This is a genomic window from Paenibacillus polymyxa, assembly GCF_001719045.1.
GTDB classification, from domain to species: domain Bacteria; phylum Bacillota; class Bacilli; order Paenibacillales; family Paenibacillaceae; genus Paenibacillus; species Paenibacillus polymyxa_B.
Map to the genome: position 1 here is coordinate 661,506 of NZ_CP015423.1, position 15,789 is coordinate 677,294.

At 46.1% G+C, this 15,789-nt stretch carries 12 protein-coding genes and 1 other annotated feature (1 of these 13 cut by a window edge); of the genes, 3 read left to right on the forward strand and 9 right to left on the reverse strand.

Features of this window, described 5'->3' with window-relative positions; genetic code table 11:
* Window positions 1–28, reverse strand: a binding site (T-box leader); it reaches 239 nt to the left of the window's first position.
* A 135-nt stretch (window positions 29–163) separates the two neighbouring features.
* Window positions 164–3,187: a transglycosylase domain-containing protein gene (locus AOU00_RS03150; protein WP_069289896.1), complete on the forward strand. Its 3,024-nt coding sequence runs from the start codon at window positions 164–166 to the stop codon at window positions 3,185–3,187.
* Between the two features lie 123 nt (window positions 3,188–3,310).
* Here AOU00_RS03150 and acsA read toward each other — a convergent pair whose 3' ends face one another.
* Window positions 3,311–5,026, reverse strand: a complete 1,716-nt coding sequence (acsA, locus tag AOU00_RS03155; protein WP_061828999.1) for an acetate--CoA ligase — start codon at window positions 5,024–5,026, stop codon at window positions 3,311–3,313.
* Window positions 5,027–5,265: 239 nt separating this feature from the next.
* Here acsA and AOU00_RS03160 point away from each other — a divergent pair, with 239 nt between their 5' ends.
* Window positions 5,266–5,898 (forward strand): GNAT family N-acetyltransferase, encoded by a 633-nt coding sequence (locus AOU00_RS03160; RefSeq protein ID WP_061828998.1) that lies wholly within the window; start codon window positions 5,266–5,268, stop codon window positions 5,896–5,898.
* Window positions 5,899–5,910: 12 nt separating this feature from the next.
* On the opposite strand, the gene AOU00_RS03165 is transcribed toward AOU00_RS03160, so the two are convergent.
* The 4 genes from AOU00_RS03165 to AOU00_RS03180 form a co-directional block, all read right to left on the reverse strand.
* Window positions 5,911–6,609, reverse strand: coding sequence for a 5'-methylthioadenosine/adenosylhomocysteine nucleosidase (locus tag AOU00_RS03165; RefSeq protein WP_061828997.1), 699 nt, complete (start codon window positions 6,607–6,609; stop codon window positions 5,911–5,913).
* A 114-nt stretch (window positions 6,610–6,723) separates the two neighbouring features.
* Entirely contained in the window at window positions 6,724–7,731 is a 1,008-nt protein-coding gene (gene ccpA / locus AOU00_RS03170; protein ID WP_061828996.1) for a catabolite control protein A, read from the reverse strand.
* A 107-nt stretch (window positions 7,732–7,838) separates the two neighbouring features.
* The gene (gene ytxJ, locus AOU00_RS03175; protein ID WP_061828995.1) at window positions 7,839–8,180 is read right to left on the reverse strand and encodes a bacillithiol system redox-active protein YtxJ; all 342 of its coding nucleotides are present in this window, start codon (window positions 8,178–8,180) and stop codon (window positions 7,839–7,841) included.
* Between the two features lie 101 nt (window positions 8,181–8,281).
* Window positions 8,282–8,728, reverse strand: a complete 447-nt coding sequence (locus AOU00_RS03180; protein WP_061828994.1) for a hypothetical protein — start codon at window positions 8,726–8,728, stop codon at window positions 8,282–8,284.
* 339 nt (window positions 8,729–9,067) lie between these two features.
* On the opposite strand from AOU00_RS03180, the gene AOU00_RS03185 reads away from it, so the two are divergent.
* Complete coding sequence (locus AOU00_RS03185; protein ID WP_023989335.1) at window positions 9,068–9,604, forward strand: type 1 glutamine amidotransferase domain-containing protein; 537 nt, start codon at window positions 9,068–9,070, stop codon at window positions 9,602–9,604.
* A 250-nt stretch (window positions 9,605–9,854) separates the two neighbouring features.
* Here the strand turns inward: AOU00_RS03185 and ptsP are convergent, their stop codons facing one another.
* The 4 genes from ptsP to aroA form a co-directional block, all read right to left on the reverse strand.
* On the reverse strand, window positions 9,855–11,600 hold the full coding sequence (ptsP, locus tag AOU00_RS03190; RefSeq protein WP_061828993.1) for a phosphoenolpyruvate--protein phosphotransferase: 1,746 nt from the start codon (window positions 11,598–11,600) through the stop codon (window positions 9,855–9,857).
* Window positions 11,597–13,480 (reverse strand): glucose PTS transporter subunit IIA, encoded by a 1,884-nt coding sequence (locus AOU00_RS03195; protein WP_061828992.1) that lies wholly within the window; start codon window positions 13,478–13,480, stop codon window positions 11,597–11,599. Before AOU00_RS03195 ends, ptsP begins: the two co-directional genes overlap by 4 nt.
* Before the next feature lie 304 nt (window positions 13,481–13,784).
* Window positions 13,785–14,219, reverse strand: a complete 435-nt coding sequence (locus AOU00_RS03200; RefSeq protein ID WP_061828991.1) for a CoA-binding protein — start codon at window positions 14,217–14,219, stop codon at window positions 13,785–13,787.
* A 33-nt stretch (window positions 14,220–14,252) separates the two neighbouring features.
* Window positions 14,253–15,545 carry a 3-phosphoshikimate 1-carboxyvinyltransferase gene (gene aroA, locus AOU00_RS03205; RefSeq protein ID WP_061828990.1) on the reverse strand — a complete coding sequence of 431 codons (1,293 nt, stop codon included), beginning with the start codon at window positions 15,543–15,545 and terminating at the stop codon, window positions 14,253–14,255.
* Window positions 15,546–15,789 lie beyond the last annotated feature (244 nt).

The window sequence follows — 15,789 nt, forward strand, 5'->3', positions numbered from 1 at the left end:
TTCTACTGAAGTCTTTCTCTGCTTTTCACGATATTTACTTTGACCTATTTATAACACACTGCTTTTATGTAGTCAACGACACCAAAAGACAGGCTTTTTAGCATATGGGTTCATTTTGTAATTTTATGCTATAATAATGGCTGTTATAAAGGAGGAAGACTTAATGGTTGAAGAAAAAAACAATGTATCAGAGCCAAAGCCTTCCCGCTTGCGGACAACCATGCGAAGGCTCGGCCGTGTCATAAAGTGGGTCGTCATCATCGGTTTTATGGGGGCACTATTTGCAGGAGGAGCCGCCGCCGGCTATGTTGCTTCTATTGTAAAAAGCGAACCCGTGCGTTCCAGATCCATGATCCTACAGGAAGTAGATAAGAATGCAATCACAGGCTTCGCTTATTTCAATGATGGCTCTCCCATCGGACAACTTCGGACAGAAGAAGATCGAAGACCTGTCACGTTTAAGGAGATTCCACAACTCGTCATTGACGCAGTCATTGCCATTGAAGATAATCATTTTTACGAGCATAAAGGTGTCGATCTGTCGGGAACGCTGCGTGCTGTGAAGCAAAAGGCGCTGCATGAATCCGTACAAACCGGGGGTAGTACCCTCACCCAGCAGCTTGCGCGTCGTGTCTTTCTAAATCTCGATCGCACGGATGACCGCAAGGTCAAAGAAATTTTGCTGTCGCTGCGCCTTGAGCGCTTCCTAAGCAAGCAACAAATTATTACGGCCTATCTCAATAAAGTACCTTTTGGTAACGGTTCAAGCGGTTACAACGTCTTTGGCATTAAAGCAGCGGCCAAAGGTATCTTTAATGAGAATGATCTGAACGAGCTTAATATAGCCCAGGCTGCCTATCTAGCAGGTTTGCCACAGCTTCCTTCTTCTTATTCTGCTTTCAACGGTAAGGGTGAGTTTAATGAAGCTGGCTTTAAAAGAGCCCTCAACCGCCAGCACCTGGTACTCAGTCGAATGCTGGAGGAAAACAAAATCAATAAAGCACAGTATGATGAAGCGATGGCTTTTGATATCAAAAACTCTCTCGCACCACGCACTGTTAAAGCTTATAACACCTATCCATATCTTATGATGGAAACAGAACGACAAGCTGCGCAGGCACTCATGTCTGTCACCAATCCGGGTCAAGCAGCTAATGCCAGTGCAGATACCAAGACCAAGGATGATAACGATTTACTCAAAGAAGCCGAACAGCAGCTTCGCACAGGCGGTTATATGGTGTACACCACCATTGATAAGAGCGTATACAAATCTATGCGTCAAATTGCAGAAAATAAAAACAACTTCTCTGCCACTAGTAAAACCAAGGGTGACGAACAAGCAGCGGCAATTCTGATTCAGCATAAAACAGGCGCCATTCTTGGAATGATGGAAGGTCGGGACTTCCAAAAGGAGCAGATGAATTATGCCACCCAGATGGTACGTCAGCCGGGTTCGGCAATGAAACCGATTGCTGCCTATCTCCCTGCATTGGACAGCGGTCTTGTGCAGCCTGGTAGTATCGTGGATGATGCCCCTATTATTTTGAAAGATGGCAGTAATGGATATCACATTCCGAAAAATTCTAACAACCGCTATCAAGGATTGGTCACGGCGCGTTATGCACTGAATCAATCGCTTAATACGATAGCACTCAAGCTGTTTAACGAAAAAGTAGGGATTAGCAATGCTTGGGCTTTTGCTAAAAAACTGGGTATCACCACCTTGGAATCTAGTGATAACAACGCCCAAACGGGTGTACTTGGCGGCTTAGCCCACGGGGTGACCGTCGAGGAACTCACGAATGCATATGGAGCCATTCCAAATGGCGGTGTGTTTAATGATGCCTATATGATCGAAAAGATTGTGGATTCGCAAGGCAATATTGTATATAAGCATCAGCCTAATCCTGTGCAGGCCTTCTCACCGCAAACCGCCTACCTGATGACAGATATGTTGCGTACAGCCGTGTCGGAAGGCACAGGCAGACTGGTGAAGCGGAACTTTGATCAATCCGGTAAGATTCCGATTGCCGGCAAGACAGGCACTACGCAATCCTACACTGATGTTTGGTTCGAGGGCTTTACGCCTGACGTCACACTGGGTGTATGGGTTGGTTACAAGCAACCTGTCAATAAGCTTGAAACGAAAGTCCAAAAAGAGCGGGCTCGCCGCTTATGGGCTCTAATCATGAATGAAGTAACAGCTAAAGATGCTCAGCTGTTCCAAACGGACAGCTTCAAGAGACCTGACGGCATTGTAAGCCGTACAGCATCCGCGTATGGTTCGGACATTTATAACAGTAAGTATCCACCTAAAAACAGTGAAAATGGTGTGAGCCGTGCGAAATATATTACCTACCAAGGTGTGAATTATATTCCACGCGATGGTACACCGGATGATATGTTATATGAACGGACCGTTAGGAAACGGGAAAAGTCAATCTCAGAATTGATTAAAGAGCTTCAGCAAGCCTTTAAGGTGATGAGACGACATAATTCGTTGTCCTACTATCTACCTCAGGATGCAGATAAGGAAGCTCCTACTCAGATTGATCCACGCAAGGACGATGGAGCAGCTCCTAACGCTCCATCTAGCGTCAACGTAAGCTATAGTGACGGTAAAGCCATAATCAGCTTTAGCCCAAGCGGAAACAGCGACGTCGTAGGATACCGTCTGTATCGTTCTACAGATGGGGGTAGCTTCCAACGGCTTGGCAAGGTCGTTATGGCTGACAGCTCCAAGGTGTTCTCTGACAGCCCTGGAGGCAGCAGCTCCAGCTACTACGTGACTGCCGTTGATGTGGGCGGTCATGAGTCCGGGCCAAGCACGAAAGCAAGCGCAGCACCTGTGGTGCCACCTGCAGATTCTGAGTCTCCAAACGTTCCGGGCGAGGGAGATGGAACAGGTGCGCAGCCTACAGAGGTTCCTACTGCCCCTGGACAGCCTCAAGCTAAAGCCGCTGGCTCATCCGTAGCGCTCCAATGGAGCGCAGGTAAATCTGCGGACGCTATTACAGGCTATAACGTGTATTACAGCGAAAACGGTGCGGAGCCTTTTACAAACATAGGCTCTACCGCATCTACCAGCTTTGAATATAAGTCAGGGAAAAAGCTAAAAGGTTGGTTTCGTGTCACTTCCATGAATGCCATGGGGGAATCGGCTCCTTCCGGAGCCGTCCGTCCATAACTGAAGACAAAAGCAGAAAGTGATAGGTTGGGTGAAGATGAGATTCGCCCTAACAAAAAGGGAGTCCCCTTAGCCATTAAGGCTTTGGAGACTCCCTTTTTTAATTCTAATATGCAGAGCACTTCAATCCTCTATGGTGGATAAGTCACCTGTAGGAAGGTTAAGCTCCCAGGCTTTCAACACGCGTCTCATAATTTTACCGGAACGGGTTTTGGGTAACTTTTCCTTAAACTCAATTTCGCGTGGAGCAGCATGAGCAGACAGCCCTTCCTTAACGAAGCGATAGATGTCCTGCTTTAAAGCTTCAGACGGTGCATAGCCTTCACGCAGTGCAACAAAAGCTTTGATAATCTCTCCCCGCACGGTATCTGGTTTTCCAATAACTCCGGCTTCCGCTACAGCAGGATGCTCCAGAAGCTTGCTCTCCACCTCAAAAGGGCCGATGCGCTCCCCGGAGGAGTTAATGACATCATCAATCCTACCCTGAAACCAGAAATATCCGTCCTCATCCATGTAAGCTGAATCACCCGATACATACCAACCGGGAAAGCGGAAATATTCCTGAAACTTGTTCGGATTGTTCCATATACGATTCATTATGGATGGCCATGGTGTACGGATCGCCAAGTGGCCCATCCGGTTAGGAGGCAACACCTGCCCTCTGTCGTCCAAAATAGCAGCTTGGATACCTGGGAGTGGCTTTCCCATCGAACCCGGCTTAATCGGCAGCTCAGGGTAATTACAGATCAACTGTGCTCCTGTTTCCGTCATCCACCAAGTATCATGAATGCGCTGTGTATACACTTGCCATCCCCATCGCACCACTTCTGGATTCAGCGGTTCCCCAACGGATAAAACATGCCGCAGACTGCTAAGATCATATTTGGAAACAACCTGCTCCCCTGCACTCATCAGCATCCGAAACGCTGTAGGAGCACTATACCATATGGTCACTTCGTGACGCTCAATCGTGCGGTACCAGTCTTCCGGGCTGAAACGCCCCCCACGAATGACATTCGTCGCTCCATTTAGCCATGGAGCAAAAATACCGTATGATGTTCCCGTGACCCAGCCAGGATCAGCAGTACACCAATACACATCATCTTCCCGCAAATCCAGCACCATTTTCCCAGTATAGTAATGCTGAATCATTGCACTTTGCACATGATACACGCCTTTGGGCTTGCCTGTTGAGCCTGATGTATAGTGAATAATTAATCCATCTTCACGATTCAACCATTCTGGCTCAAGTTCCTCTGAGGATGTGAGCATTTCTGTCTCAAAATCGATAATTCCCTGCTCGCGTTCATCCATATCACCAACCACAAAAATATGTCGCAGCTCAGGAAGCTCCTCACGTTTTACCCGTGACAGAAGCGCAGGTGTGGTCACTAATGCTACTGCCCCACTATCCTCCAATCGATCCTTAACCGCAGTTTCCATAAACGCCTCAAACAATGGACCGACAACAGCCCCTACCTTTAGAACACCAAGTAAACTAATAACCAGCTCGGGTGAACGCGGCATGAAAATAAACACCCGCTCCCCTTTACCAATACCGTATTTGCGAAGCACATTTCCGAACCTGTTAGAGCTAGCACGAAGCTGAGAGAAGCTGTAGGTTTCATGACGGTTTGCGTCACAATACAATAGTGCCGCTTTCTCCCCTCGTCCTTCCTGTACATGTCGATCAATGGCTTCATGTGCCATATTTACCTTGCCTGTTTCATACCACGTAAAATGACGCTCTGCATCTTCCCACTGAAAGTTGTTGTAAGCTTGTTCATACGGGCCCATGTTGGATGTGGGAACTACAGTCTGGAGTTTTTCAAACTTCATACGTTCAGCCTCCTCACAATAGATTAATGAGAATCACACAGAACAAGATAACGCTTACAAAATCAATAAAGCAGATGAAGTCCTTTGGTTTACTGATTGATTTAAATTGTGAACATTTTATGTCTAAAACAGTATATCATAGGTCAGGATGTGACGACCATCCTTTTCATTTAATTGTTTTTTTGCTATAAGTAGGGGGTATGAGGAACGAGCTTATGGCGAACAAGGAGGGCGTACGCATGCAGCATTTAAAACTGTACCACTTGGATACGTTGGATCATAACGGACAAACAATCTATGTAGAAGGCCCCGTATCCGCGGATCAACTGCGTTCATTTCAAATGCACAAGCAATTAGATGCCTTTCGCAAACCAAAGGAACAGTTCGATGCATTAGTGGATATTTCGGAACTGCCAGAAGGCAGAATTATCATTGCCCACAACGGGGAAACTCTCCTGGGATATGTTACTTTTCATTACCCAGATGAGATGGAGCGCTGGTCGGAAGCTGGCATGAAAGATTTACTGGAACTTGGAGCTGTTGAGGTAGCCGATGACTATCGTGGTCTGGGCCTGGGTAGCCGAATGATTCGGATTGCCTTTGAGGACGGCCAGCTTGAATCCTATATTATTTTTACGACCGAATACTATTGGCATTGGGATTTAAAAGGCAGCGGCCTCTCCGTATGGGAATACCGCCGCATGATGGAACGTTTGATGAAAACTGTAGATATGGTCTGGTACGCCACGGATGATCCTGAAATATGTTCACATCCTGCTAACTGTCTGATGGTACGAATGGGAAAGGATGTGCCCCTTGCATCACAGGAGCAGTTTGACCATATCCGGTTTGTCCGAAGATTCATGTATTAAAAAATTATACCATTAGCCCAAATGCTTGAGCATGAACTCCACAATACGATGCGAACGATGTGAAGCTTCTACCGTAAATTCAGCATAATTAACGTGAGCCGATCCATCAGCCTTATCCGACATAGACCGTAGGACAACATAAGGCACAGCGTTCATATGAGCTGTCTGAGCCACAGCTGCACCTTCCATTTCGGTACAAGCACCGTCCATTTCCTGATGCAATGCAGTCACTAACTCACGACTTGCAACAAATTGATCGCCAGAAAGTACCTTGCCGACAATATAACGATCGCCAAATGATTTGCAGGCTTGCTCAGCTAGACTTACAAGCTCGGGATCAGCCACAAACTCTGAAGTGTCCTGATAAGGAATAACCCCTCTGGCATAACCCAAAGGCGTTACATCCATATCATGCTGCATACATGTTGATGAGATGACAATATCCCCAATGTTTAAATCGGGATGAACTGCCCCTGCCACTCCCGTAAATATAATCTGTTCTACACCAAAATGATCAATCAGGATTTGTGTTGTTACCGCAGCATTAACCTTGCCTACACCGGATTTGCAGACAACGACTCTTTGCCCGTGAATGATTCCTGTAGTGTACGTGATTCCAGCCTTGACCGTCTTGCTTGCTTCCGTCATCGCTGCCAGCAGCAATTCAATTTCTTCATCCATAGCACCCATTAATCCGTAAAGTCGGCTCATTACGCATCCCTCTATTCTTGGTTTGATGATGATGTCCATAAGAAGCTTTATATCCGCGAAAAAAGCTCCATCAAAGGAGCTTTCAACGAAGGTATATCCTATTCAGCACTGCGTCTAGTCTAAATAATTAACTGACAACCGCAAAATAGTTTCATGCGGCAAAATAACGCGAGGGTTCTCCACGTTTTCCTTTTTCATCAGCTTGGTCAGCAAACGCATCGCTACCGCACCCAAATCGTACATCGGTTGCGCGACGGTTGTCAGCTGAGGACGAACCATAGAGGCCATACGTATATTGTCGACACTGATTACCGAAAAATCATCAGGAACTTTCAATCCCTCATCCTGAATACTGTGGATCGCACCAATTGCCATTTCATCCGTAGCAGCAAAAATCGCACTTGGCTTCTTCTTTAGGCCGAGAAAATATTTCATTGCTTCGACACCGGATTCATAACGGTAGTTCCCGATTCGCACGAGATCCTCCTGATAATCAATTCCGGCTGTTTCCAGTGCTCTCTTGTAACCTTGGAAACGTGCATAGCCGTTTGCAGGGTCTTGAAGCGTACCACTGATCATTGCGATTTGACGGTGTCCATGGCGGATCAACGTGTTTACTGCATCATAAGCAGCGGCTTCATGGTCGATATCGACCGAAGGATAGCTTCCTTTTTCATCACTCGTTGCACATAGAACAATAGGGACCGCAGCTGTATGGAACGCCTGAATATGCTCGTCCGTTACTGTACCACCCATGAACAGAAGACCATCCACTTGCTTTTCAAGCAATGTGTTGATGACACGAATCTCTTTTTCTTTTCGCTTGTCGGCATTACACAAAATAATATTATAGTGATACATATTCGCTATATCCTCAATACCGCGCGCAATTTCTGCAAAAATTGAGTTCGATATATCCGGTATAACCACGCCGACGGTCGTTGTCTTCTTGCTGGCCAGACCTCTAGCGACCGCATTTGGACGATATCCCAATTGTTCAATCGCTTCGTACACTTTCTTGCGGGTCTGAGGTTTCACATTAGGATTATTGTTAACTACGCGGGACACTGTGGCCATTGAGACACCAGCTTCGCGAGCTACATCATAGATCGTTACCGTCACATTCCTTCTCTCCATTGCCAATAAATTTTCAACCGAATCCTAGATCAACTAATTAGAACCATGATACGACAAAATACTACTTTATGCAACGACAGCACACATTCTATCTATGTGAGATGATCGTGGAGTGCACGGGCTGTAATATTCGAATGGGATGTATGCCAAACAGCCTCTCCGTCCTTGATTAAAATGGCCTGCGGGGATTCATGCTTCACCTGAAGCCTGTCCGCGGTTTCATTGGACACCGGCCGATCTTCTACTACATAAATGATACCGTATTCAATATTTTCGTTGGGAGCGCCATGCAAATAGGACTCCACTTCCTGATATGCGCCTGCACTTATCGGACAACGTGTGCTATGTTTAAAGAGAAGCAACGGCTTGTCTGATGACGCTTCCAGAGCCGTATTTAATTGTTGAACAGTAGTCATTTTTGTCATCGTCGCCATTGGATATACATTCCTTTCTGTGTCTTGTCGTATGGCCTATTCTCATCGTAACAAAAAGAACATGTAAAATCCAATGGTGACCATGAAAATTTTCATATTTTTTAGTTTTTTGTATTCGTAAATACCGATTTGCTGGTAAAACCGGATAATTGAACCAATTTTTTCTCTACATCATTCATCCAATCTTCGTCTCCCAGACTTCTCGCATAGCGATAAAGATCCAATAAGAGATTAATTCGAAGCTCCATCCGCTCCTCCAAAGCAGATTGCCAATCCACATTGGGATTGTCCGCTTCCTCCAGTACAAGCTTGCGAATGATTTCTGCCAGTTCATTATTGCGAGCAAAAGATATTCTCCGTGCCGTAGGTTTGCTCCCTAGACTTTGTAATAGTGCCTTAATGTCTTTCGTCACATGCTGCAAAACCTCACTGGAAAAGCATGACGAGCATGAGAATACAGGGACGTGCAAAATTTCAACCTTGCCCGCATAGATTACCTTTCGCAGTTCCAGTCCCATCGGTTTGCCACATTGGCATTGCTTATGCATTTAACCACCTCATTACGTAGGATCAAACTATACGAGGATCTCGTCAGAATCCAAAATATATCTATCTACTAGTCTAATAAATATTTGTTAACTCCATTAAATCTATCATACCTTGTTTTATTTCGACTTTGGGACCTCAAATCCTTCCACAGATTGCAGCTATGAACAAATTACCAAAGCTTTGGCGGGTCAGAAAATGACGACAATTGCTGTTAAAAAGCAGACTACTAACATAAGAATCTGCGAAGGAATGGACTTCGGGCGTTCTTTTTCTTAAGATGTAAAAGTACAGATTACAAAACAGAGGTGTCATCATGTGACGCACGAAAGGATGGTTGGATGTCAAGACTTGCTGGAAAAAAGGTTATCGCCCTAGTGGATGAGGAATTCGAGGATCTGGAGCTGTGGTATCCGATTTACCGTGTTCGTGAAGAAGGCGCAGAAGTGCATTTAGCCGGTGCGGAAAAGGGTAAAAAATATATTGGAAAATATGGCGTACCTGCTGAAGCGGAATATGCCTTTGAGGAACTGAATAGCAGCGATTATGACGGGATTCTCGTCCCTGGCGGTTGGGCACCTGATAAACTGCGCCGCTATCCCAAAGTAATTCAACTCGTTCAGGAGTTTCATGCTGCTCATAAGCCGATTGGACAAATCTGCCATGCAGGCTGGGTACTGATCTCTGCTAAAATTTTGGATGGTGTTACGGTAACCTCCACACCAGGTATTCGTGATGATATGGAGAATGCAGGAGCTATTTGGAAGGATGAGGCAGTTGTAACGGATGGACATATTGTATCTGCTCGTCGGCCGCCTGATCTTCCACCTTACGGAAAAGCGTTCTGCGATTTGTTAGCAGATAACACCCGGAAATAAGAGAATAAGTCCTGACACTCAGGGCTTGAATAACCCAATCTAATGGAATCAGGATAATTGCTAATTATGAATTTTCCATAATCACAAGAGGTTGTCAACAAGATGAAAAAAAGAACCTTCAGAACCATGAATAAAGTGGTTTTGAAGGTTCTTTTTCGTCTAAACCATGCTACGCCATTAAGGTTTGCTACGACAAACCTAACAGTACGGAGTTCTGGCTCTTCCTGAAGATGTATGCGGAGATTACATATTACTGCCGTCCAGGCCCGGCCGGAGTGCAGCTGACATTAGCTGCAGTGAGCTTGTCTTCGATCGCTGCACCAGTGGACATGCCAAAGCAAACCTGAGCGACTGTCGTTGCCTCAGATGCAGTCGTATTCAGCACACGATGCTTGACCCGCAATAAAGATTGGGGAGACATGCTGAGTTGATGTATCCCCAATTCCAGCCAAAGAGGAACGGACCGTTCATCTCCAGCCATCTCACCACATACACTCACATCAATTCCTGCTTGATGTGCCGCTTGTGCAGTCATGCGCAGCATTCGAAGGACAGCTGGATGGTATGGATGGTACATATGTGCAATCTGCTCATTCATACGGTCTACAGCCAGCACATACTGAACCAGATCATTCGTTCCGATACTAAAAAAATCTGTTTCAGCTGCCAATAGATCAGCGATCATCGCCGCAGCCGGTACCTCAATCATAATTCCTCGCTGAATGTTCGGATTATAGGCAAGCCCTCTTGCATCCAAATCCGCCATAGCCTCCTTCAAAAGAGCATCTGCCTGGCAGACCTCCTCCACGGATGAAATCATCGGATACATTACCTTGATATTTCCCATTGCACTGGCTCGCAAAATTGCAGTCAACTGGGTTTTAAACAATTCCTTCCAATCCAGACTGATCCGTATAGCACGGTAACCTAGAAAAGGATTTTCTTCCTCTGGTAATTGAAGATAGTCCAACGGCTTATCTCCACCGATATCCAATGTACGGATGACTACGGAGTGGTTTCCTGCCTTTTCCGCTATCAGCCGATATACTTCATACTGTTCCTCTTCATCTGGAGCAGATTTGCGATCCATGTATAAAAATTCCGTGCGGAACAGTCCTACACCTTGAGCGCCATGCTTCAAAGCCGCCTCCAGCTCTTTAATCGAACTAATATTAGCCGCCAGCCTCAGGGTGGTTCCATCCTTGGTCACGGCATCTACAGAAGCAAGTACCTGAAGCTGCTCTTTTCTGCGTCGCTGCTCGTCGCGCAAAATTTTATAATGATCAGTTACCGTTTTTTCCGGATTCACATAAACTTTGCCCAGGTCTCCGTCCACAACCATCATGTCTCCTGTTTGAACGGGCAAATTCAGATTGCTCTCTAGTCCTGAAACAAGTGGAATACCAAGTGCACGGGCCATGATCGCAGAATGCGAAGTTTTACCACCATTCATAGTTACAATCCCTAAAACATAGCTAGGATTCAAGTGTGCCGATTGGGAGGGTGAAAGCTCCTTGGCTACCAGAATATAGGGCTGTGTGTCCTTGGGAAGAGTCACCTCCGGTGCACCCAGCAAATGCTTGAGCAGCCGGTTCCCCACATCTTTGATATCAATTGCCCGCTCCTTCATATATTCATCGTCCAGTAAATCAAACATGGTCACAAAATGATCAATGGCTTCCTTCACGGCCACCTCGGCCGCCTTGTACTGACGCTCAATAATTCCACGAATTTCATTCATGAATTCCGGATCTTCCAATATCGCAAGATGAGCATCAAAGATGCTGGATTCTTCTGGCCCCACCATCTCTCGAAACTCATCCTTAATAAACTGGATTTCACTTTTGGATGTGCGTATCCCTTCATACAAACGTTCAAATTCCTTTGCAAGATCTACCGCATCCATTTTTTGATCAGGTAAATCCCACTCCCAGCTCGGCAGGACAAATGCCTTCCCGATTGCCACACCTGCTGCGGCGCCGATGCCTTCTATCATGTTTCTACCCCTCCAACATTCCTGTCATGCAGCACAACGGACATTACCGAGGCCTGACCTTTTTTCACTGTTTTAAACGGAGCAAAGCTCCACGACTTGACGCGATCCGGATTCGTGATGACCATAGGAGTCACCAGCGATGGAGCTTGCTCTCGCAGCGCCTGCAAATCAAATTTGATCAGCAATTGCCCCGGTTCCACCGTATCGCCTGCTTCTACCATAGCAGTAAAATTCCCTTTTAGCTGTGAAGTATCAATCCCTATGTGAAGCAGAACCTCAAGTCCCTCTCGTGTGGAGATGCCTAAAGCGTGCATAGTCGGATACAAGTGCATCACAGTACCATACACTGGAGACACAAGTTCACCACGTTCAGGAACAAAAGCAACACCGTCCCCAACCAGCTTCGTCGCAAAAATTTTGTCAGGCACTTCATGAATCGGTAGCATTTTTCCATGTACAGGAGCATTGAACAAAATTTGAGGGAGATCACGCTCCATCAGCTTCGCGATTTCCTCACGAATCAGTTCTGAATACGTTCCGAATACAACCTGCAAATTCCCCCCACCCAGATTGATAAGCCCGGCCGATCCCAAAGCCTTCATCGCTCCGGTATCAATCAGCCTGTCATTGTGGACGGTCAGCCGCAAACGTGTGATGCAGGCCTCTACCTGCACAATATTTTCCTTCCCGCCAAGTGCTTCCAAAATAAGCGGAGCACTATAAGGAATATTGCCGGCCCAATCCTCCAGAACCGAACCCTCTTCGCGCCCAGGAGTTGGAATACGGAACCGCCGGATAGCCCATCGAAACAGTACGTAATACACAAGCCCGTACGCCACCCCCACTGGAATTAACAACCAGGCGTTATGTGAGAGATGAAAATTAAGGACATAATCTATAAAACCCGCCGAATAGGAAAATCCGTGATGAATATCCAGCTCAAAGGTAAGCCACATGGCCAGCCCAGACATAACTGCATGAACGAGGAACAAATAAGGTGCCGCAAACAAAAAGGCAAACTCGATCTGTTCCGACACTCCAGTAAAAAAGCAAACAAGCGCAGCTGTCAAAAATGTTTTTTGCACCTTTGGCTTCAAATCTTCACGCGCTTCCTGAATGATCGCTAGCGCAATGGCAGGGATGGCAAACATCATAATGGGGAACAACCCGGACATGAAATAGCCCGCTGTCGGATCGCCAGCAAAAAACCGGGGTAAATCGCCCTGCACAACGTTGCCAGACGGCGTTTTATATGTACCCAGTTGAAACCAAAAAATATTATTAAGCAGATGGTGCAGACCAAAGGCCGCCAACAACCGGTATAGAATACCGTAGATAAACAGTCCAAAGCCGCCCAAGCTTGATTCCAGACCTACTATAAATTGCAGCCCTCTCTGTATGAGTGGGGCAATAATTAGCATGAGTCCTGCAAACACAGCCGAGAAGAGGCCAATAAGCAGCAGAACAAATCGGGTACCTCCAAAAAATTGAAACACCTCGGGCAATTTGATGCTTTTGAAGCGATTATAGGCCACCCCTGAAATGACCCCCAAAATGATACCAATGAGCGTCGCCGGTTGAATGAGTCCGTTTCCAAATCTCAATGTGACCTGATCGTATATAGCCATACCAGCCAATGCTGCCAGTCCCGCCTGACCTGCCTGATTCGACATACCCAGAGCAACACCAACCGCAAATAAATATGGCAAAAAATAAAAAATCCCGTGTCCAGCCGCATTTGCCATATCAGACACCATAGGGAATCCCCATGTGGACCAAGGAAGGCTGCCGAGACTTAGCAATATTGCAGCGGCTGGTAGCACCATCGTCGGGAGCATGACAGCACGACCGAGCTGTTGTAAGGATCCGAGCCAATTCATGGCATTCCTCTCCTTTCTATCCCTGATGGTAAGCCGAATAAATACTTTTGTCAAAGCAATGATTCCATCTGCAAAAATATTTATTTACGCTACTACAGGTCAAAAACTTTATCATCACAACAGATAACACTATGAATCCGTTTAGAGCAATTTCATCATCAAGACATACATACATTATATGGATTCCTGAAAGTATAATATACTGTACCATATTCCTCGTTTCGCACCAAAAACCTTCAACCCTGTGAAGCAAGGGAAGAAGGTTTTTATTCATCTGCGTATAGCACAGATCACTGATCCATGTTTATCCTTTACGTACAGCTTGGGTCACTGAGTCCTCCACCTTAATGCAACGATCCATAATAACCGTCATTCCATGCTCCTGCGCAATGTCAGCGGCTTCCTGGCTTATAATTCCCTGTTGAAGCCACAAAATCTTAGCTCCAATAGCAGCTGCTTCACGCGCAACCTCTGCACAGTATTCACTGCGGCGGAATACATTGACCAACTCCACAGGCTCAGGTACTTCAGCAAGGCTGGCATAACAAGTCTCCCCAAGAATCGTTTGCCCTGCCGCCGCAGGGTTAACCGGAATAATCCGGTATCCCCGCTTCTGCATGGCATAAGAAACCATGTATGAAGTACGGTCTGATTTATCAGACAAACCAACAACCGCAATATTGCCTACTTGTTCCAAAATGCTTTTAATCTCTTCTCTCGACGGATTTTCAAAAGCCATTCTGTTCCCTCCTATTCGCATCTTCGTTTGTTTTTATTTTACCCATTCTACAGAAGCACCAAGCGTCGTTAGATGGTCAAAATACTGCGGATACGATTTGGCGACATGATGTGCGTCCTTAATCACTAACGGCTTCTGTGCGCGCAAACCAACAATCGTCAAGGCCATAATAACACGGTGATCAAAGTGCGCGTTAATTTCCACGCCACCTTCGACACCCTCCGGTCTGCCATGTACGATAATTTCCGCTTGACGTTCTTCTACCCGAGCTCCAGCCTTGGTCAGCTCATTCAAATAATCGGTAATGCGGTCACATTCCTTATACCGTAAATTCTCCACGTTATAAAAACGGGACGTGCCTTCAGCAAATACAGCCGCAGCCACCATTGCAAGCACAGCGTCTGTTGCAGCATCACCGTCAAACTCAACAGCTTTCAATCGGCCATTGCCCTTCACAACGACGGTATCGTTCTCATGTGTCAGTGGCACTTCCATCATACGCAGCACATCTACGATAGCGCGTTCTCCCTGTTTGCTCTGCTCTTTAAGACGATGGATGGTAACATCGGAATTCGTTACTGCAGCCGCCGCCAGCACCGCTGCACTCCCTGGATAGTCTCCCTGTACCGTATACGTACGTGGCTGGTAGGATTGCCGCCCCGGGACACGGAAAGACATGTAATCATCGCTTGCATGAATGATAATACCAGCCTCTTGCAATACCTCCAGAGTCTGCCCAATGACCACCTTAGATTTCAAATCATGCAGCACTTCGATTTCACTGTCTTCCTCCAGTAAAGGCGTAAGGAATAGCAGGGCGCTCAAATATTGTGAGCTAACCGAGCCGGACACCTGAATTTTACCGCCCTTCGCCTGACCACCCTGAATACGAATTGGCAACTTACCTTCACGATGATCTACTTTCACGCCCAGTTGCCCCAGTGCATCGATTAAATCATCATGTGGTCTCTTGCCCAATGAGTCGGGATATGTATTAACAAATGTAACATCCGGACAAAGAGATGCAATACCCATCAAAAAACGGAGCACCGCTCCTGCGTTTCCCACATTCAATTCCTTCACAGCTTGAGGATGGCTACCAAAACCTGTAATCACTATTTTTTCATCATCCTCTTCCAGTACTGCACCCAGATCGGCGATACAACGACGCATAGCATCACTGTCTTCACTATGGGCTGGATAATAAATGGTACTTTGTCCTTCAGCAAGTGCCGCAGTGAGCAGATAACGAGTAGTGTAGTTTTTGGAGGACAGGGCCCCAATCTCTCCTTGCAAGGAAGGGGTAGGTCTAACGATAACATCCATAATGTACATGCTCCTTTTCGGTTCAAACCATCCTATTTTACGTTAATTATACAAGTTGTAGCATTCATTTCTCCACCCAAAAAATAAGAAATATTAATCTAAGTCCCCCAAGTTGAATTCCGTCGGTTAATTAATCTTTATCTGCCTTTAGGATTAAGCAGATTGACAGCCTAGAGATAGCTTAGCTATCATACATAGAGTGTGTGTGACATTTTGCACACGTCAAAAACATACGTAGCACCCA